19 protein-coding genes and 2 pseudogenes are annotated in these 24,049 nt (G+C 58.5%); 9 read left to right on the plus strand and 12 right to left on the minus strand.

Translation table 11 applies throughout. The annotated features are described in order from the left end of the window. Positions 1 to 81: 81 nt before the first annotated feature. The 7 genes from MTR72_RS05670 to MTR72_RS05700 form a co-directional block, all read right to left on the minus strand. On the minus strand, positions 82 to 558 hold the full coding sequence (locus MTR72_RS05670) for a cytochrome c-type biogenesis protein (RefSeq protein ID WP_341510182.1): 477 nt from the start codon (positions 556 to 558) through the stop codon (positions 82 to 84). Next, positions 555 to 2,552 (minus strand): heme lyase CcmF/NrfE family subunit, encoded by a 1,998-nt coding sequence (locus MTR72_RS05675; RefSeq protein WP_341510183.1) that lies wholly within the window; start codon positions 2,550 to 2,552, stop codon positions 555 to 557. The genes MTR72_RS05670 and MTR72_RS05675 overlap by 4 nt, the downstream gene beginning before the upstream one ends. A 42-nt stretch (positions 2,553 to 2,594) precedes the next feature. Further along, positions 2,595 to 3,047 (minus strand): cytochrome c maturation protein CcmE, encoded by a 453-nt coding sequence (gene ccmE, locus MTR72_RS05680; protein ID WP_341510184.1) that lies wholly within the window; start codon positions 3,045 to 3,047, stop codon positions 2,595 to 2,597. 3 nt (positions 3,048 to 3,050) lie between these two features. Beyond that, entirely contained in the window at positions 3,051 to 3,749 is a 699-nt protein-coding gene (ccmI, locus tag MTR72_RS05685) for a c-type cytochrome biogenesis protein CcmI (protein ID WP_341510185.1), read from the minus strand. Between the two features lie 199 nt (positions 3,750 to 3,948). After that, positions 3,949 to 4,572 carry a DsbE family thiol:disulfide interchange protein gene (locus MTR72_RS05690; protein WP_341510186.1) on the minus strand — a complete coding sequence of 208 codons (624 nt, stop codon included), beginning with the start codon at positions 4,570 to 4,572 and terminating at the stop codon, positions 3,949 to 3,951. Continuing rightward, positions 4,569 to 4,721 (minus strand): heme exporter protein CcmD, encoded by a 153-nt coding sequence (gene ccmD, locus MTR72_RS05695; RefSeq protein ID WP_341510187.1) that lies wholly within the window; start codon positions 4,719 to 4,721, stop codon positions 4,569 to 4,571. Before ccmD ends, MTR72_RS05690 begins: the two co-directional genes overlap by 4 nt. Positions 4,722 to 4,728: 7 nt before the next feature. Then, the gene (locus MTR72_RS05700) at positions 4,729 to 5,502 is read right to left on the minus strand and encodes a heme ABC transporter permease (RefSeq protein ID WP_341510188.1); all 774 of its coding nucleotides are present in this window, start codon (positions 5,500 to 5,502) and stop codon (positions 4,729 to 4,731) included. A 2,041-nt stretch (positions 5,503 to 7,543) separates the two neighbouring features. On the opposite strand from MTR72_RS05700, the gene MTR72_RS05705 reads away from it, so the two are divergent. The 3 genes from MTR72_RS05705 to MTR72_RS05715 all read left to right on the plus strand — a co-directional run bounded on the left by MTR72_RS05705 (position 7,544) and on the right by MTR72_RS05715 (position 10,683). Continuing rightward, on the plus strand, positions 7,544 to 8,671 hold the full coding sequence (locus MTR72_RS05705; RefSeq protein WP_341510189.1) for an AraC family transcriptional regulator: 1,128 nt from the start codon (positions 7,544 to 7,546) through the stop codon (positions 8,669 to 8,671). A gap of 613 nt (positions 8,672 to 9,284) precedes the next feature. Then, complete coding sequence (locus MTR72_RS05710; protein WP_128956813.1) at positions 9,285 to 9,941, plus strand: response regulator transcription factor; 657 nt, start codon at positions 9,285 to 9,287, stop codon at positions 9,939 to 9,941. A gap of 349 nt (positions 9,942 to 10,290) precedes the next feature. After that, positions 10,291 to 10,683: a response regulator transcription factor gene (locus MTR72_RS05715; protein ID WP_183260094.1), complete on the plus strand. Its 393-nt coding sequence runs from the start codon at positions 10,291 to 10,293 to the stop codon at positions 10,681 to 10,683. A gap of 46 nt (positions 10,684 to 10,729) precedes the next feature. Here MTR72_RS05715 and MTR72_RS05720 read toward each other — a convergent pair whose 3' ends face one another. Both MTR72_RS05720 and MTR72_RS05725 read right to left on the minus strand, forming a co-directional pair. Continuing rightward, positions 10,730 to 11,344, minus strand: coding sequence for a sulfite oxidase-like oxidoreductase (locus tag MTR72_RS05720; protein WP_341510190.1), 615 nt, complete (start codon positions 11,342 to 11,344; stop codon positions 10,730 to 10,732). Between the two features lie 175 nt (positions 11,345 to 11,519). Continuing rightward, complete coding sequence (locus tag MTR72_RS05725) at positions 11,520 to 12,056, minus strand: PAS domain-containing protein (protein WP_341510191.1); 537 nt, start codon at positions 12,054 to 12,056, stop codon at positions 11,520 to 11,522. Positions 12,057 to 12,774: 718 nt separating this feature from the next. On the opposite strand from MTR72_RS05725, the gene MTR72_RS05730 reads away from it, so the two are divergent. Further along, positions 12,775 to 13,392, plus strand: coding sequence for a helix-turn-helix domain-containing protein (locus MTR72_RS05730; RefSeq protein WP_341510192.1), 618 nt, complete (start codon positions 12,775 to 12,777; stop codon positions 13,390 to 13,392). Positions 13,393 to 13,615: 223 nt separating this feature from the next. Continuing rightward, a complete protein-coding gene (locus tag MTR72_RS05735) occupies positions 13,616 to 14,023 on the plus strand; it encodes a globin domain-containing protein (RefSeq protein WP_341510193.1) in 408 nt (135 codons plus the stop codon). A gap of 113 nt (positions 14,024 to 14,136) precedes the next feature. Here the strand turns inward: MTR72_RS05735 and MTR72_RS40305 are convergent. Then, positions 14,137 to 14,296, minus strand: a pseudogene (locus MTR72_RS40305) (IS5/IS1182 family transposase); the annotation flags it as partial. 283 nt (positions 14,297 to 14,579) lie between these two features. Here MTR72_RS40305 and MTR72_RS05740 point away from each other — a divergent pair. Next, the gene (locus MTR72_RS05740) at positions 14,580 to 19,259 is read left to right on the plus strand and encodes a trifunctional serine/threonine-protein kinase/ATP-binding protein/sensor histidine kinase (RefSeq protein WP_341510194.1); all 4,680 of its coding nucleotides are present in this window, start codon (positions 14,580 to 14,582) and stop codon (positions 19,257 to 19,259) included. 820 nt (positions 19,260 to 20,079) lie between these two features. Next, positions 20,080 to 21,192, plus strand: a complete 1,113-nt coding sequence (locus MTR72_RS05745) for a LysR family transcriptional regulator (protein ID WP_341510195.1) — start codon at positions 20,080 to 20,082, stop codon at positions 21,190 to 21,192. Between the two features lie 52 nt (positions 21,193 to 21,244). Here MTR72_RS05745 and tnpB read toward each other — a convergent pair. After that, a pseudogene (tnpB, locus tag MTR72_RS40310) lies at positions 21,245 to 21,511 on the minus strand (IS66 family insertion sequence element accessory protein TnpB); the annotation flags it as partial. A gap of 229 nt (positions 21,512 to 21,740) precedes the next feature. Between tnpB and MTR72_RS05750 the strand changes: the two are divergent. Further along, positions 21,741 to 22,091, plus strand: a complete 351-nt coding sequence (locus MTR72_RS05750) for a hypothetical protein (RefSeq protein ID WP_341510196.1) — start codon at positions 21,741 to 21,743, stop codon at positions 22,089 to 22,091. Positions 22,092 to 22,229: 138 nt separating this feature from the next. Continuing rightward, positions 22,230 to 22,424, plus strand: a complete 195-nt coding sequence (locus MTR72_RS05755) for a hypothetical protein (RefSeq protein ID WP_341510197.1) — start codon at positions 22,230 to 22,232, stop codon at positions 22,422 to 22,424. Positions 22,425 to 22,998: 574 nt separating this feature from the next. On the opposite strand, the gene MTR72_RS05760 is transcribed toward MTR72_RS05755, so the two are convergent. Continuing rightward, a complete protein-coding gene (locus MTR72_RS05760) occupies positions 22,999 to 23,916 on the minus strand; it encodes an NADP-dependent oxidoreductase (RefSeq protein ID WP_341510198.1) in 918 nt (305 codons plus the stop codon). Between the last annotated feature and the right edge of the window lie 133 nt (positions 23,917 to 24,049).

A 24,049-nucleotide genomic window follows, 5' to 3' on the forward strand; every position in this document is an offset into this window, starting at 1 on the left:
TAGAGTTTTCTTTCGGGCGCCACCTATGTGGAACGACTTCGGCCTTACCCGAAGCTAAGGCCGCTTGACCTCAGGACGAGCCTATAGCGGAGTGTCGGAGTCAAACACAGCGGCAAGCCGATCCCGCTCGGCTTGGCTCAATGGTGCCGCTGGCGTGGATTGTTCGCGGCGCAATGCGAACAGGAGAGCGATCGCGCCCGCCGCGAGCACGAAAGCCGGCATTCCCCAAAGGAGAGCGGTTTCCAAGTCAAGTGGCGGTTTCAGCAGGATAAAGTTTCCGTAACGCTTCACCAGAAAATCGCGGACCTGCTCGTCACTCTCTCCGAGCTTAAGGCGCTCGCGCACCAGCAGGCGAAGGTCCCGCGCGAGCTCTGCTTTGGAATCGTCGATCGACTGGTTTTGACAGACCAGACAGCGCAGTCCGGCGGAAATAGCGCGCGCGCGTGCCTCAAGTTTCGGATTAGTCAGGATTTCATCCGGCTGAACCGCCCTTGCCAAGCTGGGGGCGACGCTTGCGAGCACGATCGAAAGCAGAAGAATGCGACGAAGCCACGTCATTCGGCGGGCTCCGGCGCTGCGCCGCTGTCGGCGACGCGGAGGCGAGCCGCGCGGCGCGCGAAGCCAATTCGGAGGCGTCTATCGGACAACGACACAATCCCACCGAACGCCATAATGACCGCACCGATCCAGATGCTCGTCACGAGCGGCTTCCAGAACAGGCGCGCATCGATCGAACCATCCGCGTGGCGGTCCCCAAGCGAAATGTAGATCTGCCCAAAACTCAGCGTTACGATGCCAGCCTCGGTGACGGTTGTCTGTCGCGTGGGAAAGCTGCGCTTGCCTGGATCGACGGCGGTCACGTATGCGCCGCCCTGGCTGATGACCGTATGGCCGACGAGTTCAGAATAGTTCGGGCCCTGCCGCGATCGAAAATTCTCGATGGTGGCTTGATAAGGACCGAGATCGATCCTCTGGCCTAACTTGACGGTCGCGATACGTTCCACACCCCAACCCGTCGCCGCCAAGCCCATGAGTGTCAAGCCGAGGCCCGCGTGAGCGATCGCCGCACCCCAGGCGGAGCGCGGCAACCCGACGGCGCGGGCTAGCATCACCCGGCCGCCTTGCCCACGTGCCCAGATACGCGATGCCACATCGGTAAACGCACCAACGATGAGGTAGACGGCAAGGCCGAGACCGGCTGCAGCGAAGACGGAGCCACCGCGGACGGTGGCAACGAGCAAAATGGAGACTAGAAGACCCCCCAATGCTGCGACCGTCACCCGTTGCGCTGCGCCGAGCAGGTCGCCGCGCTTCCAGGCGATCGACTGACCGAGCGGCATCAGCAGAACGATAGGCACTACGAGCGGGCCGAGCGTTAGATTGAAAAACGGCGCGCCGACTGAGATCTTGTCCCCCGTCAGAGCCTCAAGAGCGAGCGGATAGAGCGTGCCGGTCAGAACCGTAGCGCAGCAGGTGGTCAGCAGCAGGTTATTGACTGCCAGCGCGCTCTCGCGTGAGAAGGGTGCGAACACGCTACGCTGGCTTAGGGAAGGTGCGCGCCACGCGTAGAGCGCGAGTGGCCCGCCGATGAATACGGACAGTATGACCAAGATGAAGACGCCGCGAGCCGGGTCGCTGGCGAAGGAATGGACGGAGGTCAGTACTCCCGAGCGCACGAGGAACGTACCCAGCAGCGACAGCGAGAACGTAAGTATCGCCAAGAACAGTGTCCAAATCTTGAGGGCTTCACGTTTCTCCATGACAGCAGCCGAATGGAGGAGCGCCGTGCCCGCAAGCCAGGGCATCAATGACGCGTTTTCCACCGGATCCCAGAACCAGAATCCGCCCCAGCCAAGGGTGTAATAAGCCCAGTACGACCCCATGGCGATGCCAAGCGTCAAAAAGATCCAGGCGATCAGTATCCAAGGCCGAACGTAGCGGGCCCAAGCGGCGTCTAGTCGGCCACTGATCAGCGCGGCTACCGCGAAGGAGAACACGATCGAAGAGCCGACATAGCCGACGTAAAGGAGCGGCGGGTGTATGGCAAGGCCCGGGTCTTGAAGCAGCGGATTAAGGTCCTGGCCCTCAAACGGCGCAGGAAATCGTCGCAAGAAGGGATCGGAGGTGAACAGAATGAAACAGAGGAAGGCAAAGGAGATGCAGCCCTGGACCGCTAGCGTATTCGCGCGCAATTCGTTCGCCATGCCGCGCTCGAAAATCGCCACCGCCGCTCCAAAAACCGCGAGAATCAGAACCCAAAGCAGCATCGATCCTTCGTGATTGCCCCAGACCCCTGCGATTTTGTATATAAGTGGTTTGGTGGTGAGTGAGTTCTCGGCGACCGTCACGAGACTGAAATCGGACACCACGTGAGCGTAAGTCAGTGCTGCGAAGGCATAACCCAAGAGCAGGAACTGGGTGATTGCGGCAGGGACCGCGATTGAAGTAAGTGCCGAATCGCCAGTACGGGTTCCCCAGAGCGGCAGAATTGATTGAAGCAGCGCGACGGCGAGAGCCAAAGCGAGCGCGTAATGTCCGGTTTCGATGATCATCTTGTCGGTCCCATCAGCTGGGATGTTTCGTGGCGCGCGGCGCTATTGCGCTCGCGCAGATCTTTCGTTGCGCCAAGTGCCTTCTTGCTTGAGCTTGTCAGCCAGGTCCTTGGGCATATATCGCTCGTCGTGTTTTGCTAGCACGGTGTCGGCATGAAAACGGCTCGGTCCTTCCACGGTGCCCTCGGCGACGACGCCCTGGCCTTCACGGAAGAGATCCGGCAACAATCCGGTGTAGCTGACCTTGATGTCGTGCTTTAGGTCTGTCACCGCGAAGACGACAGTCGACGATCCCTCATGAGTAAGTGAGCCACGTTTCACTAGGCCGCCGATGCGCAGCCGTGTCCCTAGCGGCGGCGCCTTTGCGGCCATTTCGCTCGGCCCGTAAAAGAAGACGATACTGTCACGCAACGCAAACAGGATGAGCCCTATCGCGATCGCCAAAGTGAAGCCAGCTGCGCTGATGATAACGAGGCGCCTGCCCTTTCGCGTCAAGATCTACTCCTTTAGACGAAGCCGTCGGACGAGTTCATCCACGCTGGCCGACGCTTGCTCATCGCCTGCTAGCTGAGCACGTGCGCTTGCGACAGCCGCCTCGGCCTTCTTGCGCTCACCCAACGCCGCGTAAGACCTAATAAGTTGTAGCCATCCTTGAAGGTGATGGCCGTCCTTCGAGAGTTTCTCGGCGAGCTCCGCTACCATCCCCCGGATCGCGTCGCTCCGTTGCTCTGGAGGAAGCCCTGCAATGTTAGCTCCGGCTCGCCCGGCGTGGATGTCAGGAATCGCGGCAGCGAGGCTAAACTCTCCATTGGACGGCCTCGATGCGATCGGCATGTCAGGTTGGCTGGGAGCGCCGACCTTGAGGTACGACACGAGCGCGACGAGCGGCAGAATTAAGATCATCGCCAAAGCCGTCGCGCCGCGTCGCTCACCTCCACGACGGGACGCATGCGGCCGGCCCTCGCATGCCAAGTTGAGTGACGCGAGCAGCCGGCGCTCGATCTCGGCGCGAGTCGTCACGGCATCTTCAGATGCTAGCAGTCCGCAGCGCACGTCTTCATCCGCTTCAGTCAGAAGATCGCGATAGAACGTCACATTCGGATCGTGAGCGCGAACGACCTCGCGCCGCTCGGAAAGCGACCGCGCCAGCGCCAGCGCGACTGAAGACGTCATCATTGCAAAAATGGCCCACAGCACGTTTCAAGACCTCCGTTTGTCCTCGCCACCGCATATCGCACCACCCGCCGGCATCTGCCGCCGTTGAAGCTCGGGCTAACCGACTGTGCCGTTTTCATTGTCCGGTCGGAATTTGCGAACAATGTAAGCGGACGGAGCCCTACGACGCCGAGACAAGAAACGATCCTTTTTGCAGCCATCGCGGAGTGCAATGGAGTCGTCATGGACGCGCCGCCTCGGCAATCGCCGCCATCAAACCAGGCCGACTTGCGTCCGAGATGCCACCAACCAGCTTGTAAGCGATTGTGCCATCGCCCTTGATCACGTAGGTCTCGGGAACGCCATAGACACCGAAATCGATTCCCGTTCGGCCCGAGCGGTCAGTGCCGACCTGTGCGAACGGGTTGCCGTGAGCGATGAGATAGGCCAACGCATTTTTGGGATCGTCCTTGTACACAATGCCGGTGAGTTTCACGCCCCGTCGCTGCAGCGTCGGGTCGCTCGCCAACGCCATTAGGGCCCCTTCTTCTTCCCGACACTCAACACACCATGATGCAAACACGTTCAAGATTGTCACGTGCCCTCTCCGCAAATCTGCGCTCGACAAGCCGGGTGGACCGGATGTTGAAAGCCCTTCGAGCGGCTTCAGCGCAAATTGCGGTACTGACCTGCCTATTAGAGCAGAGGGCACGAGTGAGGGGTCTCCGGCCCCGAGCCGCACTAGAAGTAGTGCCGCAATTCCGCAGAAGACCAATAAAGGGATAACCACCCACAAGCGGGCCACTCGGCGTCGAGCCGGCGTGGCACTCGACGATAGGTGAATTGAGGCCGAGATATTGCTCATGCGCGACCGCGCCGATCCGAGTGATCAATAAGACGAGACAGGGTACGGCGCTGAAAGCGATAGTCGATAAGCACTGCTACAATCATTCCAGCTAGAACAGTGCCCGTCACCAGAAACGCCGCCATGATGAATCCGTCATGCCGCAACATGGTCTGCTCAGGAAGCTATTTCGGCAGACAGCATACGAGTCATCGCCGCCTCGCCATTTACCGCTAGCGTGATCGCAAGCCGCCGGGCTCGGCGTCGCATGATCTCGTTGCGAACCGCCATAACGTGGAGAGTCACGAACAAAAGTGTGTATGCGAGCGCCATAACGATCAGCGGCCATAGCATCGAGCCAGCAATCGCCGAGCCCTCCATCCGGAACACCGACGCCGGTTGGTGGAGCGTGTTCCACCAATCAACCGAGAACTTCACAATCGGAATATCGATAAAACCCACCAGGGTCATAATCGAAACTGCTCGTGCCGCTCTACTCGGGTCCTCGATTGTCTGCCAGAGCGCGATGAGACCGAGATAAATGAGAAGCAGAACCAGCATGGAAGTGAGCCGTGCGTCCCAGACCCAATATGTGCCCCACATTGGTTTGCCCCACAACGAGCCCGTGACCAGGCAGATGAAAGTGAAAGCTGCGCCTAGGGGTGCGGCCGCTTTTTGAGCCGCATCGGCGAGTGGATGACGCCATACCAACGATCCAAGCGCAGACACCACCATCAACGTGTAGGCGAGCATCGCTGTCCAGGCGGCGGGGACGTGGATGTACATTATTCGCGCCGTCTCACCTTGCTGATAGTCGGGGGGTGCGTCGAACGTTCCAAATAGACCAACCGCGAACGCGACGGCTGTCGAACCCCAAAGCAACGGCAGCAGCTTTGCGGTAATGCGCACGAAGTTGCCCGGATTGCTATAGGCGCTAAAGCTGAGCTTCAAATTTCGCTCTCCTCGAAGCCAACCTGCAGGCGGGGGGAATTCGCTCGCTTCCGAACGCGGCTCGCGAAAGGACTCTGCTCTCGGGTCGCCTGCAAGCAGATGAGTATTGCATCACAGGAGACACGGGTTCGCAAATTACCCTCAGTTATCATTTCGATGCCCGAAAGTCAGAGTTTAGACATATCTATCGAGACGTCCGCCCGATGAGGTTTGATTCCTTGACGCTGATTTTGCACGAAGAAAATTTGGCTACGCTTTGAGGCTCGGTGTTGTGCAGTCACGTAGTTGGCATTGAGGATGTGGAAAGCGTCTGGGGATGCGCGATCACTTGGATAAGCGGCCTCGCGTCTGACCCATGCCTGTCGTGGTAACGGTCGAAGCACTCAAAGGCTATCGGTGCTCCTGGCTCGCCGCTTGATCCGGAGGCGGCCCTTATGACCATGTCGATGGTGGAGTCCGGTAAGCTAACGGCTTCGGTCAGTAGAAGCGGTTCGCCAAGCGGGCGAGCGTCTTGACCTTTCGTATAGGACCCTTGCTGCATTTGGATGGCTGACCTGTACCGGCGTTCAATTGAGCCGGCGATCGCGATCATTGTATGTATGAGGCTGCGATGGTCCTCTCCCCCCGCCATCGCTGCCCACCTTGGGCGCCTCCCTAGACTTGGGCCGCTTGTGGCAACGCAGGCGGCCTTCTTTTGTCTACGCCCATTCGGAATTAGACCGGCGTTGATTCAACCAATACCTCTGTACTGTCACTCGATACCCGCGCCCAATGGCGTCAATCACAAGACCCGTGCTAGCTGTTGATACGGAATGAAAAGCAACGGAACCGGCCCGCGAGCAGGCAGTTGCAGGATAGGGTCGGCGGCGTAGCGCCCGACCGACCTTTCCCCTGATTGAAACGTGCGTCGCCGATCCCGCAAGTGTCTCTAGTTCGACGGTTCGCTGCGGAGAGCCGGCCATGAAAAACATCGTGGATCTCCTAATCTGGTTTTGGCGAGGGAGCCCGCCCGCGCTCAACACACAACTTGGGGCTACGGCCGAAAATCGAGACCAATCCAGCATGGCCGATTTTGTCCGCATCTTGCAGGCCTACGATCAAGACCAGTACGGAGGGAGTTAGGGGTGTCCGCGTAGCAATCGGTTTCGCGGGTCTCAGGGGCCGGTGGGATAGAAAATGCGGGCCACGGGACCGCTATCAAGGGTACTTTTATAAACGGCCATCGCGGTACCAGTGCATCCTTCGAGAATCGGCCACGCATCTTCAAAATCAAACCCGTGACCGGACTCGTGAGAACCATCTCGCACGCGCATAGTGGCCTATGATGTTGTGACCGCGAAGATTAGGGACGCATTTCGATTGCACTCGCCACAAAGTCGCAAGCTCGGGCGGACGCGATGATCTACCAACTCCGAATGATTAATTTGCCGTGTCTGACGAGTTTGCTCGGCGACTGCATAGTTTGCCTCCAAGTAGGGCGTACGGAATTGTTGATTTGCTACAGGCCTGACTAGCCGGCGCGGCAAACTAGAGCTGCACCAAAATTGGTTCCAGGCCAAACAATAGGCGCTTGAAGAACAGTCGTTCCAGGTTAGGACCCGCCGCCCGGTATTTCTGGTCTTGTGTTTCTCCGTAGCATGCGCGCGATCCTGAGGGACATCCAACCAACTCGGGGGCGCGCACGACGGTTCAGGACTCCGAGTTGGCCATGTGAAGCTCCGCGTGAATTAAGTCGAAGCCTGGATATACGAAAGTCGCAGCTCGGCTCCCCGAAAGTTTATCCCCGTTTGGCCCTTCCTGTCAGACGCGCAAATGCGAGTGCAATTGAGGACCAAGGTATCACACGGCATGCTCACCTCGACCCATTCGTCGCGGATTCGGGCGAAGAAAGCCGGCGCTCGGCCTAGTGCCCAGGCAGAAACACCGCGACAATGGAATGGATGAAAGAGTCCTGAATGGGCACCCGCAGGTCGACCCCATGTGTCTAGCAAATGACGGTCAGTTGACAGCACGAACCCACTTTGAGCGAAGAGGAGAAGCCATGCCAGAAGGCTCGCTACTACTTCCGACCTCCAAACTAGGAGCCGAACTCCACCAAGTCCGTTTCCGGAAGAATTCGACGACGCTACGCCGTTCGCCGCGTGGCCCTGACGATCTGCAACAGCTTTCAAGATCGCAAGCGTTGCTCCCGATAACCCCGTCCCGAAACTTTGAAGGCGACCATGACTGCTCCATTTTTGATACAATTCGCCAATCAGATGGTCACCTCGTGGCGGACGTGATCCATCCTGTCGTTGAAATCTCTCCTTCCGACACTGTGGCACGCTTCAAGGTAAATGGGCATGGCATGACGGCCGAATCCTTGCGATTCACCGGACGAGGTAGAATCCAGAATCATTTTCGGGCTCCAGTCCATATGCTCGTGATGTACGAGAAGGGAGAGCGCAGTGAAGGAGAGACATTCGTGGAAGGTCTGCCCCGATCTGCGCTCCGAAACCTCGAGCGGAAACTGACATTCGTGCCGGCTGGCCGCGAATTTCACGATTGGCACGAGCTGCGCGGGTCGCAGATGCGGCTCATGTACTTCTACTTCGAACCTGAGAACCTGAACGCTCTTTCTAAGCGTGGCATCACCGACCTACCGAACGCTCCACGTATACTATTTGAAGACGAAACGCTCTGGCACACCGCGCTCAAGCTGAAGACGTTCGTCGAGAGCCGCGCAGGAGACCCGATGTACTTCGGGAGTCTCGGTACTCTGCTCATACATGAAATCGTGCGTTTCACTTGCGGGATGCCCAGCATTCAACCTCAACTCCAAGGCGGCCTTGCACCGTGGCAGCAACGACTCGTCAGCGCCTATATCCAGGAACATCTCGATGAGCGGATACCGATTGGCACGTTGGCGCAGCTCGTTCGTCTGAGCCCATATCATTTCTGCAGGGTATTCAAGCAATCTGTCGGAATGCCGCCACATCGGTACCAAACTATGCATCGTGTTGAGCACGCCAAGTTGCTGCTCTCAAAACGAGCGGGCTCGATGACGGAAATCGGTCGGGCGGTAGGCTTCAGCAGTCGTAGCGCGTTTGCCACGGCGTTCCGGAAGGCGACGGGAATTGCCCCCGCGGATTACCGCCGAAGCGTGGCTCCTCCTTTGACATATGAATGACCTGCGACGTCGCGACCAAGTTTGCTATTCGGAAAGTGGAGGCATCTCGGCCTCTCATTGCGTTGAGGCGGTCGGGCTTTCGGCGCCTTAGGAACGCAGCGCATGAGCCGGAAGAAGACCTGCATCTACGAGTGATGGCCTAGCAGCATCCGTTCGCGCGACGTAACGGTGAGCACGGCATCGCACCTAAACGGATCATTTCGGTCTTAATCCGCCGAACCGGTTAACACGCCGCAAATCGGAGACCTGCCGTACTCGATGCTCCCCCATAGCCCACCAGCAACCGGCTAAGAGCCGGAAGACTCGTGGCGAACAGAACGCAGAAATCCCGCCGTGGGAGCTCAGCAAAGCGATCGAAAGCTGAAGCGGCGCAAAGGGACGGCCCCGCCCAAACGCCACAGAGTGATCCCGGGTTCCGTAAATCTGTCGCTGCTAATGGAGCGTGAAGGTGAGCTGACATTTCATCGGGCCGCCTACAGCATGGAGGTGAGGACATCAAACTGGCGAACTTCTCGTGGCCCACGAACCATGGCGTTCCACGCTGGAACCCCTCTCATGTGTTGAACGGCCTTCGTGGCGGTGATATTTTTACACGAAGTTGGGAGAGTATCTCGTGGCGCAGCATTCTATTCAAAAGCGTGCAGTAGCCGAGGAGCCAACTATAGCCGTCGTTGACGATGACAGGGACTTCCGCGACTCACTCGGAGATCTGTTCAACTCGGTCGGCTTCAAGGTCAAGTTGTTTGGGTCGGCCGCGGAGCTGCTCGAAGGCGAATTATTACCCGACGTGGTGAGCTGCCTTGTACTTGACGTTAGATTGCCGGGCCTGGGCGGTCTCGACTTCCAAACCGAGCTGTCGAAAATGAACGCTTCCATTCCCATCATCTTCATGACCGGCCACGGCGACATTCCGATGTCGGTTAAGGCAATGAAGGCAGGCGCTGTCGATTTTCTGACGAAGCCGTTCCGCGATCAGGACATGCTGGATGCGGTGACGATCGCGCTGGAGCGCGATCGGACGCGGCGAAAGGTCGAGCAGCGGCTTACGGACCTGAAATCGCGTCTCGAACGTTTAAGCCCGCGCGAGCGAGAGGTGCTGGCTCTCGTGACCTCTGGCTTAAAGAACAAGCAGATCGCTTTCCAGCTAGGCGTAGCTGAGATCACTGTGAAGGCGCACCGCGGCCATGTGATGCAGAAGATGGGTGCGCAATCTCTAGCCGAGCTTGTCAGAATAGCGGAGACGCTTGGTATAAAGTCGCCACGGTCTTAATCGCTTTGTGGTGGCTCCATCAGCGAAAATTGTTTAGGCGCAAACCAACTGATGCTTTTGATCGGGTGCCGGAAGCGCGTCCCCCTGCCGCGTCGAGCGCAATGACCTGGCATCAGCGCACGCGTTCGGAAGTGGCCCAAATCGGGTTGACCTATTCAGAAGTTCTGGATCACTCATTCTAAAGTATAACATCGATTATTCCGAGGTCTGGCATCGCCCGTCCACAATATAATCGCGGGTCCAAACGCTTGTCGTTATAGTACGATGCTTGGATAGCCGCGCGGTGCCCTTCTTGAGATACGGAACGCGAAATGCGGCGGTCCGCATCCCCAGCATTGAAGGCGGGGATATGTCTAGCGAGATTCAGATTTCGATCATCGATGATGATGAGCAATCTCGCGAGGCGTTAGCGGGTCTCATGCAGGCAGTTGGCTTCACGACTGAGGCCTTTGCATCCGCAATGGATTTCTTGGCGTCTCCTAACGTCCGCCATACCTCCTGTTTGATCGTTGATGTCCACATGCCGCGCATGACTGGGCCTGAATTGCATAGCCGCTTGGTAGGATCTGGCTATGACATACCAACAATTCTGATCACGGCTTACCCCGATGACAGCGCGCGAACTCGAGTTCTGGGTCAGGGCGTCGTTGGCTATCTGACCAAGCCCATCGACGAAGAGGTTCTGCTCGGATGCGTCCAATCGGCTCTGCAGCGCGCAAAATCGGATGAAAACCCATCATGACCGCGAAATCAGCTGCCGGCGCCCCGGCCAGGTTCGGTCCCGAGTTTCAGCTCGAAGATCGTTGCTCTTTGAATGGGTCGCCGTAGATGTGATATCCGTTAAATTCCCATAAGCCCGGCGATTCGCGATCTAAAAACTCGATCCCGCGTACCCACTTCACGCTCTTATACGCATAGAGGTTTGGCACCACGAGGCGCAACGGGTAGCCATGCTCGGCCGTAAGGAGTTCGCCGTTATGCCGCAGGGCGAAGATCGTCGTCGGGCGCAGAAAATCCGAGATTGGCAGGTTTGCCGTGTGGTTATTCTCGCCATGGACCATCACATGCCGCGCCTCTGGCCGCAGCTTCACTCGCTTCATTAATTCTGTGGCGAGCAATCCTTCCCAATGGTTGTCGAACCGACTCCAGTGCACTACGCAGTGCATGTCCGCAAATACTTCGCTCTGCGGCAGATTGGAAAGTTCCTCCCACGAAAGCCGCAGTTGCTCCTCCACCAGGCCGAACACTCGAAAATCCCACGTCCTGGGACGAAAGACCGGCACCGGGCCCACATGCTTCACCGGCCACTCGAGCGTAAGCGACTGTCCCGGGGGCAGCCGCCCAGCGGCACGCAACTCACGCTCTCGTTCACGTCGCTCGTTCGATCGCACAGCTAGCTCCATCGCAAAAGTATGGCGCGCGCAAAAGCACCGCGCGCCTAGTTAGCGTACCTTCTAATTTCCAGGGCCCGAAAACGCGGTCAGCCGGGTGCGGCGGACAAGCATTGAGCTTCTGGTACGCCACATGCCGAGAAGGTCCCTATGAAGAGCTACGGAACCCGAAGCGGCGAAGGGAGCCTCACTGCTCCTCCCCCTCACCGATCTCGGAATCGGAATTATTTGCAGACTCGGAGAGTAAGCCAGGGACAGTCTTGCTGGTATTGTGACGGAAAATGTTGACGGCTCCGATCACTTCGTCGTCGTTGTCACGAATCGGAAAGACATTAACGAGCGCCAGGAGACGATTGCCGTTGGGATGCTCGCAAATCACGTCGGCGTTGCGAACGGTGGCGCCGTTGTTGATCACCACGGATGGTGGTGCAAGTTCGTGCGGCATCACTTGTCCTGAAGGGTAACGCAGAAGGTGTGACCCGCAATACTTCTCCGAGGCTCCCAGAGACGGCGTGCGTCCCCAACCCGCGATTGCAGCTTTGTTGCACTTGACGACAGTGGCATCCTTTTCGAGAACGTATATCCCTACCGGGATAGAATCCATTGCCGCTTGGTCTGCAAGAATTCCTTCTGTGACGAGGTGCCCGTCGACGATTTCTCCTCGGAAGTCGATTTTGTCGAAGTCGCCATCCAAAATCATCGTGCTTGTTGCGTTGGTTGCCATTTTCAACCTCCTTTGTGTACCCACCTTGTTCATAGGACCTATTCGGCCTTACGCTTGAATTTGAGTAAGCATAGTCTCGCAGGTCACTACCGTCGTCTCACCGTGCGCCGCATGATGTCTCATTTTGCGCCGATCGCCATTCGGTCGTTGTTCAGTTAAGGCCGCGGAGAGGCGGGTGCGGTGATCAGCTCGCCTGCTGGAACCGAGACGCAAAGGAACTCTCCACATCCGCCCTTAAAAATTGGCAGCCCCAAAGTCTGGCACCCTCGCTTTGCCCATGTAACCGGTCTAAGTTAGGTTCCAAAGCATTTGATCGGCCCACGGGATGATCATGCAAGTCCATTTTTCCACGGACCATATTGCGCCGCGCGACCGCGTGAGGTTCTGGTGCGACTATTTCGCGAAGCAGGCCCATAGCATCACGCCGGGCGAGATTCCGGATCCCGCTTCCTTTCGCGCGGAAGCGAGTGGATCGATTGCAGGCGAATTTGCGCTGCTGGAGATAAGTTCGGGACTTGAGAGGGTCCAACGGACGGCGGCCGACGTTGCCAGGGACAAGATTGAAGCGTTCTTCGTCCGCCGATTTCGCGCGCCGGTCATCTGGAGGGCCGCGGCGCGCAGCACGCCAGTCGACCTCATTCATGAGCCCGGTGATTTCTGCATAAGCTCGACCGAATGGCAATTCAACGCGGAATGGAAAGGCCCAGAGTCGTTCGACATGCTGATCATCCCGTGGGCTGCACTCTCGCCGATTATAACCGGAGGCCGACTGGAACGCCCGTTTCGGTTGGCCGGTGCCTCGCCGCTCGGCTCGCTGCTCGGCGCAGCTATTGATGCGGTGAAGGCGCAAGCCCCGCTGCTCTCCAACGAACACGGTGAAGCCGTGCTGCGCAATCTCTGTGGTCTCGTGGCACTGAGCTGTAACATCTCCAACGATGGCATCAATCGGGGGCGGGATTCGCTACAATCGGCGCGGCTCGCGGCCGCCAAGCGTTACGTCGACCTGCATCTCGCCGATCCTTCCCTGACCGCCGCCAGCGCCGCGGCCGCACTCGGCATCTCGGCGCGCCAGTTGCATCGCCTGTTCGAGGCAAACAATGTCAGTTTCGCCCGATACGTTTCGCGCGAGCGACTGCTCCGGTGCCGCGACGCCATCGCCGACGCGACGGGAACCGGCCGATCGGTGATCGATATAGCTTTTGGCTGGGGGTTCAACAGTATGGCGACGTTTTATCGCACGTTCGCAAGCGAGTTCGGTAGCCCGCCCACCATGCTGCGTGCGGCATCGCAAGGACGAGTGAATGGCCAGCGCACGACAGGAAAGGACACATCGTGAATGCGCGGGGCGATCTCCCGCTTGGCGCTAGATGAGACGTTGACTGGCGCTAAATGAGACGACGTCGCAACTGCTTCCGTGTGAATGACCGACGGAAATCGCGCGCCAATGAGATGCGTCGGGTTGCACGACGTTTCTATGCGCCTGAGGTGTCGCATCCGATTGCTATCATGTGTCGCGCGCAGCCGAGTGAGCCGCGCCCGCACGCAAAGGAAATGACATCGTGGATGCTGTGCAGCAGGAGCTTGTTCAGACCACCTTCGCCCGGCTGGCGGCGATGCCTGAGGTCGCCGCGGCGTTGTTCTACGAGCGGCTATTCGCCACCAATCCGAATTTCCGGTCGCTATTCAGAAACAACATGCGTATTCAGGGCGTCAAGCTAATGACCATGCTCGCTATGGTCGTCTACAATCTACCCGCGCTGGATCAACTTTCGCCCGCGATCCATGACCTTGCCGTCCGCCATGTCGAGTACGGGGTTAAGCTCGCCGACTACGACGCGGTGCGGGAAGCGTTGCTCTGGACCCTCGAACAGGCGCTTGGAGAGGATCTCACGCCCGCCGTTCGTGAGGCGTGGACGGTCTGCTACGATGAACTCGCGGGTGAAATGAAGGCGGCGGCCGGCGTCTGATTTACGATCTCCCGCATGGCACTAGGCGCCTTTTTTCCATCTCTGGAAGCGGTGATCCCGATATGTCCGTTCCGGGTCTTGGTTGTGTGCAAACGGATAGGACCGGCGGGCGGCCGTTGTCGGCCGACGTTTATGACCTCGTGCGTAACAATCAGTTAATGTCGCGGTGTCCACCGCGACCTGGACATTTTAGCCGACGACACCCGATCCGCGTCCGCTGGTGGCCATCGAACGGGCATCCGGATCTGTCAGCGATATCTGTTGATCCGGCGTATTGCGCATCGTACGCATACGACGAAGACCGCCTGATGACGCATGCGCGCGAGAGCCGGGTAGCGCTATGATAGCGCTACGTGAAGGTTAGGCAGCTTGCTGAAGTGGTGATGCTGTGGCAACAAGAATGTCACCTATCCCGGGGCTCTCGGGGTACGTGCTGGCGCCCCTGCGGGAAAGCGCGGACTTTACCCTTTACCGCGGCCGAAAGCACGACGCCCCCTCGCCGGTCCTAGCGATCGCACTCTTCGAACAGCCGTCGCCTCAGAGCATCAGGCGGCTCATGCACGAATACTCGCTCGGAGCCGAACTCGATCCCGCGTGGGCTGCCAAGCCTCTGGCCATTGCTCGTCACGAAGGGCGGATGATCCTCTTACTCAAGGACCCTGGCGGTCAGCCGCTGGATCGGATTCTTGAGCGTGACCAGGGGCAACCCCTCGACCTGACTCGTTTCCTTCGCACCGCTATTGGGTTGGCAAGAACACTCGGTCAAGTCCATCAGCAGGGCTTTATACATAAGGATATCAAGCCTGCGAATGTTCTCGTCGACGACACCGGCAACGCGTGGCTCACGGGATTCGGGATTGCCTCCAAACTTACGCGCGAGCGCCAGTCGCCCGAACCTCCAGAGTTCATCGCGGGAACGCTCGCCTACATGGCACCCGAGCAGACGGGACGAATGAACCGTTCGGTCGATTCTCGGAGCGACCTTTACTCGCTTGGAGTGACCTTTTACGAGATGCTGACCGGGAGTCTTCCATTCACGGCCTCCGACCCGATGGAATGGGTGCACTGTCACATCGCGAAACAACCAGCCGCACCCAGCGAGCGCGTAGGAACCGTACCGGCCTCGGTGTCCGCGATCACGATGAAGTTGCTCTCCAAGACGGCGGAGGAGAGGTATCAGACAGCGGCGGGAGTTGAGAGCGATCTTCGGCGCTGCCTGTCCCAATGGGAGTCCCAGGGGTGGATCGATGACTTCACTCCTGGCGCTCACGACACCCCAGATCGCCTTTTGATCCCCGAGAAGCTGTACGGGAGGGACCGCGAGATTGACGCTCTGCTGACCGCCTTCGACCGCATCGTAGGCGGTGGCCGTATAGAACTGGTGCTGGTCTCCGGATATTCCGGCATCGGCAAATCCGCAGTCGTCAATGAGCTACATAAACCACTCGTGCCGCCACGCGGCTTGTTTGCATCAGGCAAGTCCGACCAGTACAAGCGCGACATTCCGCATGCCTCGTTGGCCCAGGCGTTTCAGAGCCTCGTCCGGCGGCTCCTCAGCCAGAACGAGGAAGACCTGCGCAAATGGCAGGACGCACTTCGTGAGGCGCTGGGTCCCAACGGACTGCTTCTCGTCGATCTGGTCCCGGAATTGCGGCATGTCATTGGCGAACAGCCGCCAGTGCCCGAATTGCCGCCGCAGGAAGCGCAGAGACGTTTTCAGATCGTATTTCGACGGTTCATCGGCGTATTTGCGCGACCCGAACACCCGCTCGCGCTCTTCCTCGATGACATGCAATGGCTAGATGTCGCCACACTCGACCTCCTCGAAGACCTGTTGACCCGCAACGATTTGCAGCACTTGCTGCTCATTGGTGCGTACCGGGACAACGAGGTCAATGCCACCCACCCGCTCGTGCGTAAGCTGGAAGCGATCCGTCAGGCCGGAGCGGCAGTGCAGGACATCGTTCTCACACCACTCAGTCGCGACGATCTAGGCAAACTGATTGTGGACTCCCTTCACTGCCAACTGGAGCGCGGGGCCCCACTGGCAGACTTGATCCACGAAAAGACCTCGGGCAACCCGTTCTTCGCAATCCAGTTCATTTCCACTCTGGCGGACGATCGCCTACTGAAATTCGATTATCGCGAGCGCCGTTGGGTATGGGACCTGCTTCGCATTCGTGACAAAGGCTTCACGGACAATGTTGTAGAGCTGATGGTCGAGAAGTTGAAGCGCCTTCCGCCAGAAACCCAGAAGGTACTCCAGCAGCTCGCCTGCATGGGCAACAGTGCAGAGTTCGAGATGCTGCGGATTGGGTATCAGGGCTCAATCGAGCACATCCACGACCATCTCTGGGAAGCCGTGCGATCGGGCCTCATCTTCCGTGCGGACAATTCCTACCGTTTCCTGCACGACCGCGTGCAGGAAGCCGCCTACTCGCTAATTCCGGAGGAGCTGCGTGCCGAGGCTCACCTGCGCATCGGAATGCTCCTCGCCGAGCACACGCCCGCTGAAAAACGTGAGGAGGCGATATTTGAGATCGTCAATCAACTCAACCGAGGCTCCCATCTCATCGCCTTAGTCGAGGATCGCGAGCGCGTCGCGGAACTTAATCTGATCGCCGGCCGGCGCGCGAAGCTCTCGACAGCATACGAGTCGGCGCTCAAGTATCTCAGAGCCGGCAGAGCCCTTCTTGAAGAAGAGACTTGGAAACGCAATCACCAGCTCATCTTCTCGATCGAGTATCTGACAGCCGAGTGCGAGTTGCTCACTGTCACGGTTTGCCTCGCCGCCGGGGATCCACTCGCCGAAGTGCAAAAGGAATGCGAGAACGGCCTGGCATCCGCTAGGCGGGCGCGCTTCGGCCTGGCCATCGAGCGCTGCGAAGCACAACTCGGTTTGATCCTCACCTTACGCGGGCTGACCGCAACTTTCGGATGCCTGGATCACGAGGGATACAGTGAAATCGATACCGAACGCCGCTTAGCCAAGAGCCCCGACTTGGTGCTCGCCGAGTTCTATTACTGGACGCGAAAGCTGCAGGCGCACTTTTTCGCCGGAGACCTTGCGTCGGCGGTTGACGCCTCGCTACACGCCGAACCGCTGCTTTGGACGTCGGCGGCAATGTTCGAGTCAGCGGAGTATCGACTCTATGGCGCGCTGGCGCATGCGGCGGTCTGTGATCGCGCCACACCGGAGGAGAAACCGAGGCATTTCGATTCTGTGCTGGACCACTACCGGGAGCTCCAAATGTGGACGGAGGCCAACCCCGAAACCTTCGAAGATCGCGCCACGTTGGTCGGCGCCGAAATCGCCCGCCTTGAGGGCCGGGTGCAGAACGCTCAGGAGCTGTACGACAAGGCCATCCACGAGGCTCACAAACACGGATTCGTGCACAACCAGGCAATTGCCAACGAGATTGCCGGGCGCTTCTACGCAGAGCGCGGTTACGAGAAGATCGCCGCGACCTATTTGCGGGCCGCGCGCACCTGCTACCTGCGCTGGGGAGCCGACGGAAAGGTCCGCCAACTTGAGGAGCTTTATCCGCAGCTCAAGGTGGACAAGTCGATCCCGGATTCCGCGGCGACGATAGTGACACCTATCGAGCAGCTCGATTTGACTACCGTACTCAGAGTGTCGGAAGCAGTGTCAGGCGAGATCGTCTTCGAGAAGTTAATCAACACGCTGATGAGTTCGGCAATCGAACACGCGGGCGCCGATCGAGGTCTCTTGATACTTTCGCGAGACGACAAATATCAAATTGAAGCAGAAGCCACGACCAGCGGTGACAACGTGAACGTGGTCCTGAAACAGGCACGCGTCACGGCCGCTGATCTACCGGAGTCTGTGTTTCACTACGTCCTTCGGGCAAAAGAAAGCGTCCTCCTGCACGATGCATCCAGTCCGAGCTCGTTTTCAGCGGATGCCTATATTCGCGACCATCGCTCGCGGTCAGTGCTCTGTCTTCCGATACTTAAGCAGACCAGGTTGATTGGAATGCTGTACTTGGAGAACAACTTTGCGACTGACGTGTTTACTCCTGCTCGAATGGTGGTCCTCACACTGCTCGCTTCCCAGGCGGCTATCTCAATAGAGAATGCCAGCCTGTACCGCGAGCTAGCCGAACGGGAGGCCAGGATCCGACGGCTAGTGGATGCCAACATCATCGGCATCTTCGTCTGGGATCGCGACGATCGGATCATCGATGCCAACGAAGCTTTTCTTCGCATCGTCGGATACGACCGCGACGATCTCGTCTCCGGTCGACTGCGCTGGCGGGATCTGACGCCTACCGAATGGCGCGATGCCGACGACCGACGCGTGGCCGAGCTGGAGGCGACCGGAACCGTGCAACCCTATGAGAAGGAGTACTTCCTGAAAAACGGCAGCCGCGTGCCGGTGCTGGTCGGGGCAGCGACGTTCGGCGGGCGACACGACCAGGGCGTTGCCTTCGTGGTAGACTTAACGCAGCGCAAGCGGGCAGAGGAGGAAATTCGCGAAAGCGAGCGGCGCTACAGCGAGGTGCAGGTGGAGCTCGTGCACGCGAATCGAGTCGCAACAATGGGGCAGCTCTCTGCTTCGATTGCTCATGAAGTCAACCAGCCGATCGGCGCGACGCTCAACAATGCCTCAGCGGCGTTGCACTGGCTAAGCAAAGAACCGGCAGATCTGGAGAAAGCTCGTCAGGCTCTCAACCGGATCTTTGCAAACGGCAATCGCGTCAGCGAGGTCGTCGGCCGGATGCGCGCGCTTTTCAAAAAAGCACCTCTCCGGAAAGAAGAAGTGGACATCAACGGAGCAATCCTCGAGGTCATCGCCCTGACCCGTGGCGAAGTCGAGAAGAATGGCATTGTGGTGCAGTCACACCTCGTGGACGGCTTGCCGCTCATTCAAGGAGATCGGGTCCAGGTGCAACAAGTGATTATGAACCTGATCATCAACGCGATCGAAGCCTTGAGCTCGATCTGTGAGGGGGCGCGAGAATTGGTGATTACCACCGATAAGAGCGAGCCGGATGGCGTTCTTGTCGAGGTGCGGGATTCAGGTCCAGGCCTGAGCTCAGCGGATCTTGAGCGCGTCTTTGACGCCTTCAATACGACCAAGCCCGGAGGCTTGGGGATGGGTCTGTCGATCTGCCGCACCATCATCGAAGCGCACGGGGGACGACTGTGGGCCACGGCCGCCGAACCTCGGGGAGCAACTTTTCGATTCACGTTGCCCGCGCAGTCAAATTGAGCCGCGTGAATCGAATATCCTACAGCGAGCCAACAGCGGAGCGAATGTCTATCGACGGTGCGACTCTTGGTGTCTTTTGGCTTTTGCGATTTCAAGCACGTGCCCGTCGCTCACGTGACAGAGCTGCACTAGTTATTGAGTTCGCCCGTTGAGTCGCCTTGATGCAATGACAGATGGCGACCCCGGGGTGGCAAGCGCGCTTTAGTTGCTAATCCAAAAAAGGCAGCTACCAATCAACTAACCAAGGGCGACCTGTGTAATTATTCTCACTTGTGGGCCGCGGCTGACTTTTAAGCCAACTTAGATTGATAGGTGATCGAGACCACGGAGCTGCCGGGCAGGCCAGAGACGAAGCGGAACTACTCACTCGATAAATCCGCAAGAATGAGAACGCCGCAACAAGAACCGAGCTTACCGTCACGCGCAATCTGCTCTATCTCTCGCGAGACATCAGGACAGCAGCGTCACGGATAACCAGGATGCGAACCATATTCCCTGCGCCAACTGCATTGCCCACCGGGGCCGATGTGACCGTGAGGGGTACTAAACGCTGTGCCCATGACGTCGACATCCAAGGTCGCCGTCAGCACATCGAGATCGGATCGAGGCAATGCAAGGTTCATGATCCAAGGTTTTTGCCGGACCCTCGAATTGAGCTGATGTCATCGTCCGCGGCGTTAGCAGGAAAGAGCGTTGGCGAGAGAACTTTTCGCAAGGCGGATATCGAGAACTCCGGGCCGATGCATAATTCCCATTTCGTCAGAAACTCCACGACCAATCATTTTGCCATCGCCCCTGCTTCCCATGGCAACGAGCTGAAATGGTCCGGACCATGGCAAATCTCTCGGGTGTGAGCATGCATCTGCAGTTTCATCAGGTGCGATACTTCTTGGCCCTCGCAAGGACGCTCAATTTTACGCAAGCGGCAAAGCAATGCAATGTGACTCAGCCGGCACTGACAAAGGCGGTTCACAAGCTGGAGGAAGAGCTCGGCGGAGCGTTGATTCACCGTGAACGTCGTTTCACCCAACTCACCGAGTTGGGCAAGATGGTTTTGCCCACGCTCGAGCAAGTATTTGCCGCCGCGGAGGCCGTACGGCTTCAGGCGCGAAGCTATCAAAAAAAGACAATCGCCAGGCTCAAAATAGGACTGTCGCCATCAATCTCGGCCGCACTCATCACGGAATTGCTCTGGGAGCTCACCACGACCATCCCTGACCTACGTTTCGATCTGCGCGAAGCCGATGCCAACGGGCTCGTTACGATGCTCTTGGATGGCGAAATCAATTCGGCACTCGTCGGCGACGCTGTGGAGCTGCCTGAGCGTATCGATCGCTGGCCGCTGTTCGAAGAGCGGTACATGCTCGTTCTCCCTCGGGAACATGTAATGGCGAGGAAATCCGTCATCCCGCTACACGACTTGCACGAGTTGATTCTTCTCGAAAGGGTAGGATGCGATGTCGCAAGTAGATTCGTGCAAGCTTGTCTTGTCGACCATCAAGGTCCAAAACTTGTGCACAGCAGCGATCAGGAAAAGCATCTTCAGCAAATGGCATCCGCCGGTTTTGGAGCCATCCTAGCCCCAGAGCACGCTCCCAGGCTGCCATCGCTCGTCGCTATTCCGATTGAGGGCGATCCCGTCCGGCGCGAGGTGCAGCTCTTGGCAGTGGCGGGGAGGCGGTATTCGCCAGCGCTTGACGCCTTCATCAAAATTGCCCGTGCTCGCGATTGGACGGGTGTGCTGGACACAATGCGCAACGCATCTGCACCTGCCTCAAACAACGACAACATTCGCAGGCCCGACGCACAAGCCGCAAGCTCCCTGTTTGAGTCACGGCTCCGAGCCGATCGCTCACGAGATCCTCGGATAATTCGGAGCGAAGATCGGGAAGCACGGAAAGTCCCGCAACCTCACTCAGTCGAGAGGCGGTGACTACTCGCGAGAAACGAGCTAGCTGGACTGGTGTGTCCGCTCGGTACCGGAGGATCTTGACCAGCTTGCCGCTCTTACCTCGGAACACATAGAGATCGCCGCCGTGCGGGTCTCGCCTGAAGGCTTCCTGCACCAGTAAGGCCAGCGAGTTCATGCCGCAGCGCATGTCTGTATGGCGCCGGTGGCGATCTACACCCGTACGCGCGACGCAATGGAGATCACCGCGGCCGTCCATCTGCCAGTGCCCGCAGACCGTTTGCGTCTGAAAGCTGTAGACGAACCACCGCCGGAGAGAATGAAAACGATAACGATACTGCATTTCTAACGGCGCGCGGACAAGAATACTGTCCTCATGCACCTCATCGATACTTGGTGGCAGCACGGGTCGCCCAATCACAACGGCTGGTCTGGGGGCGCCGCCTCTACTCTCGATGTCCCAATAACTCGATCGAGCCGCCCAGCATGCAGGAGTTTGCCTTATGCCCTTTTGCAACGTCACAAAGTCTACCCACAGATACCTAATCGACTATCCTGTAGCCATCGTCTTGATGGTCGCGCCGTTCCGGTTGAACTTTGGCAAGAACAGTCCTGTCGCGCTCTGGCTTTCCGCGGTGACCCGCGCCACGGCGCTGCTGCCGCCGGCTTTCGTGGACCACGCGACGGGGCTCGTCCGGATCATTCGTTCCTGGCTGCATCTGTGGGTGGATAGCGCATTGGACGCGATTTCCATCACTGCCCCGTCCGCCGTCCATTTTGGTGGGCCTTACGTCTTGTACTGCTGGATTCTCGCGGCTGCGATCTTGCTGACGACTTCAGTTCTCCGCGCGATCGAAGTCGGCACTGTATTGGTGGCCGACCTCGACACGCGGGCTATTAGGTGTCGACCGATTCGGTTCTAACGCGGCATCCCCTTGCAGATTTGCCCAAAATAGGTACGTTACGCCGATCGTTGCTGAATAGATCGTAGCCGTCGAGACTACGATCGATACGGTTTATATGTCCTCAATCAAAGAAGAAGGCGGCGTAGGTCGGCCGAGATGGCTAGCGCCTACATCCTGCGCGGCGGCGCCTTGCCCGACACCGAGCTGTTCGCTTCATCGGGACGTTGCTTACAACGCTTGCGCAGTTGGCGGTTGGCTGGTGATCAAGTAGTTGTCGATAGCGCCTTTCTGGACTACCGGACTGATCAAGCGGTGAATTCCGTTCAAAACGGCTGGAGGACCGCCATTTGACTGGGCGGCATCCCATCAAGACTAATGTCGGTGGTTACCGACAGTATGTAAGTCGGAGCATGTTCTTGGATCCCCGATTGGCCGCGGTAGACTCCAGGGAGGTGAGGACGGATTTTCAGCTCTACAATCGCTCCTTTCCAGATCGCAGCGCAGCCACTAAGGGCCGCAGCTGCACCCCGGACGGCTTGACGTAACACCATACCACATTTCATTTCTGCGATCGACAATGAGCGCACAGTAATCCGCGAGAGCCTGTCATGGCATTGGCTGGTTGACTTGCTCTGTCTAAGACCGTGCGCATTGATCGGTTCGCGCGGAAACTATTGGTCGCTTTCGACGAGACAATCTTCCGACTCCCACTATCAACGTCCCGTTCCGGTTCGCGAATGTCGTTTCTCAATCCGTCGGCGCTATAAGCTCAGGGGCACGCGATCTCGGCCCGATCCGTTCGACCGACGCAAGAAAGCCAATCCGCGCAGCGCAGCCGAACGGCCCACGTGCTTTCACTTCATCGAAGAAGGCAGCCTGAACTGGGCAATGCCGGTCGGCTCGTGCATCGATACGCGCGTGCCGTTCACGGACGAACGCGGATGATTTTCTTCCCGGTGATCCGCTCGGTCTGATTAAAGGCGGCCACAGCGTCGTGGAGCGGCGAGACGATACCGATGTTCGTCCGCAGCCGTCCGTCTCGCACCCGCTGGACGATCTCACTTAGTTGGGCGCGATCGGACTCGACAACAAAGTCGATTGTCAAGACGTTGGCGGGCCGTGTCTCGCTCGGCCCGACAATGGACACCAGCGTCCCTCCGGCTCTAACCAGCCGCGCGGACCGCTTTCCGATGTCGCCGCCAATAAGATCGAATACCAGATCGACGTCGCCGACGTCTTCCAAGGCGTCGTTCTCGAGTTCGACGAACTCTTGCGCGCCGAAGTCGAGCGCTTTCTGACGATCCGCGGCGCGTCCGGTTCCGATGACGTAGGCACCGGCCTCGCGTGCGAGCTGGGTCACCATCGAACCGACTGCGCCGGCGGCGCCGTGCGCGAGGACGCTCTGGCCCGCCCTGAGGCGACCGTGATCGAACAGTCCCTGCCATGCAGTCAGGCCCGAGATCGGCAAGCTCGCGCCAACCGTGAAGTCCACGTCGCCCGGCAGCGGCGCGAGATTGCGTGCCTCGACCGCGACGTACTCCGCCAAGGTACCATCGCGGTACCAGTCGGCGAGGCCGAACACTCGCTGCCCGAGCGACAGCCCTGTCGTGCCATAGCCGACGGCGGTGACCACTCCGGCCAACTCGTGCCCGGGGACCGACGGCGTCCGGTCGCGGTCGCTGCGATCAGTCCAGGTCGAGGGCCACGCCAGCTCAGTCCCAACGAATCCTGACGCATGAACCTCAACGATAACGTCGTTTATCGCGGCCTGCGGCTCGGACCGCTCTCCCAGCTTCATTCCGGTCGTTCCCGCGGCCTGGTCGGACACTATAATCGCTTTCATCGTCCACCTCTTCGAGTGTGGTATGTCATCATGATCAATATTTTCGCAGAGGATCGAACATACGATGTGAAACTCGGTGGTCCAATGACCTGTAGATATGGAATCGATGCCATCGATGCAGCGTGCGAGAAGT

Source organism: Bradyrhizobium sp. ISRA442 (assembly GCF_038085055.1).
Lineage (GTDB): Bacteria > Pseudomonadota > Alphaproteobacteria > Rhizobiales > Xanthobacteraceae > Bradyrhizobium.

Bases quoted from the DNA above. Each gene is read 5' to 3' on its own strand.
- MTR72_RS05715 (WP_183260094.1), top strand. From the start codon at position 10,291: ATGTCTAGCGAGATTCAGATTTCGATCATCGATGATGATGAGCAATCT.
- MTR72_RS05720 (WP_341510190.1), bottom strand. From the start codon at position 11,344: ATGGAGCTAGCTGTGCGATCGAACGAGCGACGTGAACGAGAGCGTGAG.
- MTR72_RS05690 (WP_341510186.1), bottom strand. From the start codon at position 4,572: ATGAGCAATATCTCGGCCTCAATTCACCTATCGTCGAGTGCCACGCCG.
- MTR72_RS05740 (WP_341510194.1), top strand. From the start codon at position 14,580: ATGCACGAATACTCGCTCGGAGCCGAACTCGATCCCGCGTGGGCTGCC.
- MTR72_RS05755 (WP_341510197.1), top strand. From the start codon at position 22,230: ATGGCTAGCGCCTACATCCTGCGCGGCGGCGCCTTGCCCGACACCGAG.
- MTR72_RS05675 (WP_341510183.1), bottom strand. From the start codon at position 2,552: ATGATCATCGAAACCGGACATTACGCGCTCGCTTTGGCTCTCGCCGTC.
- MTR72_RS05670 (WP_341510182.1), bottom strand. From the start codon at position 558: ATGACGTGGCTTCGTCGCATTCTTCTGCTTTCGATCGTGCTCGCAAGC.
- MTR72_RS05745 (WP_341510195.1), top strand. From the start codon at position 20,080: ATGGTCCGGACCATGGCAAATCTCTCGGGTGTGAGCATGCATCTGCAG.
- ccmD (WP_341510187.1), bottom strand. From the start codon at position 4,721: ATGTTGCGGCATGACGGATTCATCATGGCGGCGTTTCTGGTGACGGGC.
- MTR72_RS05760 (WP_341510198.1), bottom strand. From the start codon at position 23,916: ATGAAAGCGATTATAGTGTCCGACCAGGCCGCGGGAACGACCGGAATG.
- MTR72_RS05750 (WP_341510196.1), top strand. From the start codon at position 21,741: ATGGTCGCGCCGTTCCGGTTGAACTTTGGCAAGAACAGTCCTGTCGCG.
- MTR72_RS05725 (WP_341510191.1), bottom strand. From the start codon at position 12,056: ATGGCAACCAACGCAACAAGCACGATGATTTTGGATGGCGACTTCGAC.
- MTR72_RS05730 (WP_341510192.1), top strand. From the start codon at position 12,775: ATGCTGATCATCCCGTGGGCTGCACTCTCGCCGATTATAACCGGAGGC.
- MTR72_RS05705 (WP_341510189.1), top strand. From the start codon at position 7,544: ATGCCAGAAGGCTCGCTACTACTTCCGACCTCCAAACTAGGAGCCGAA.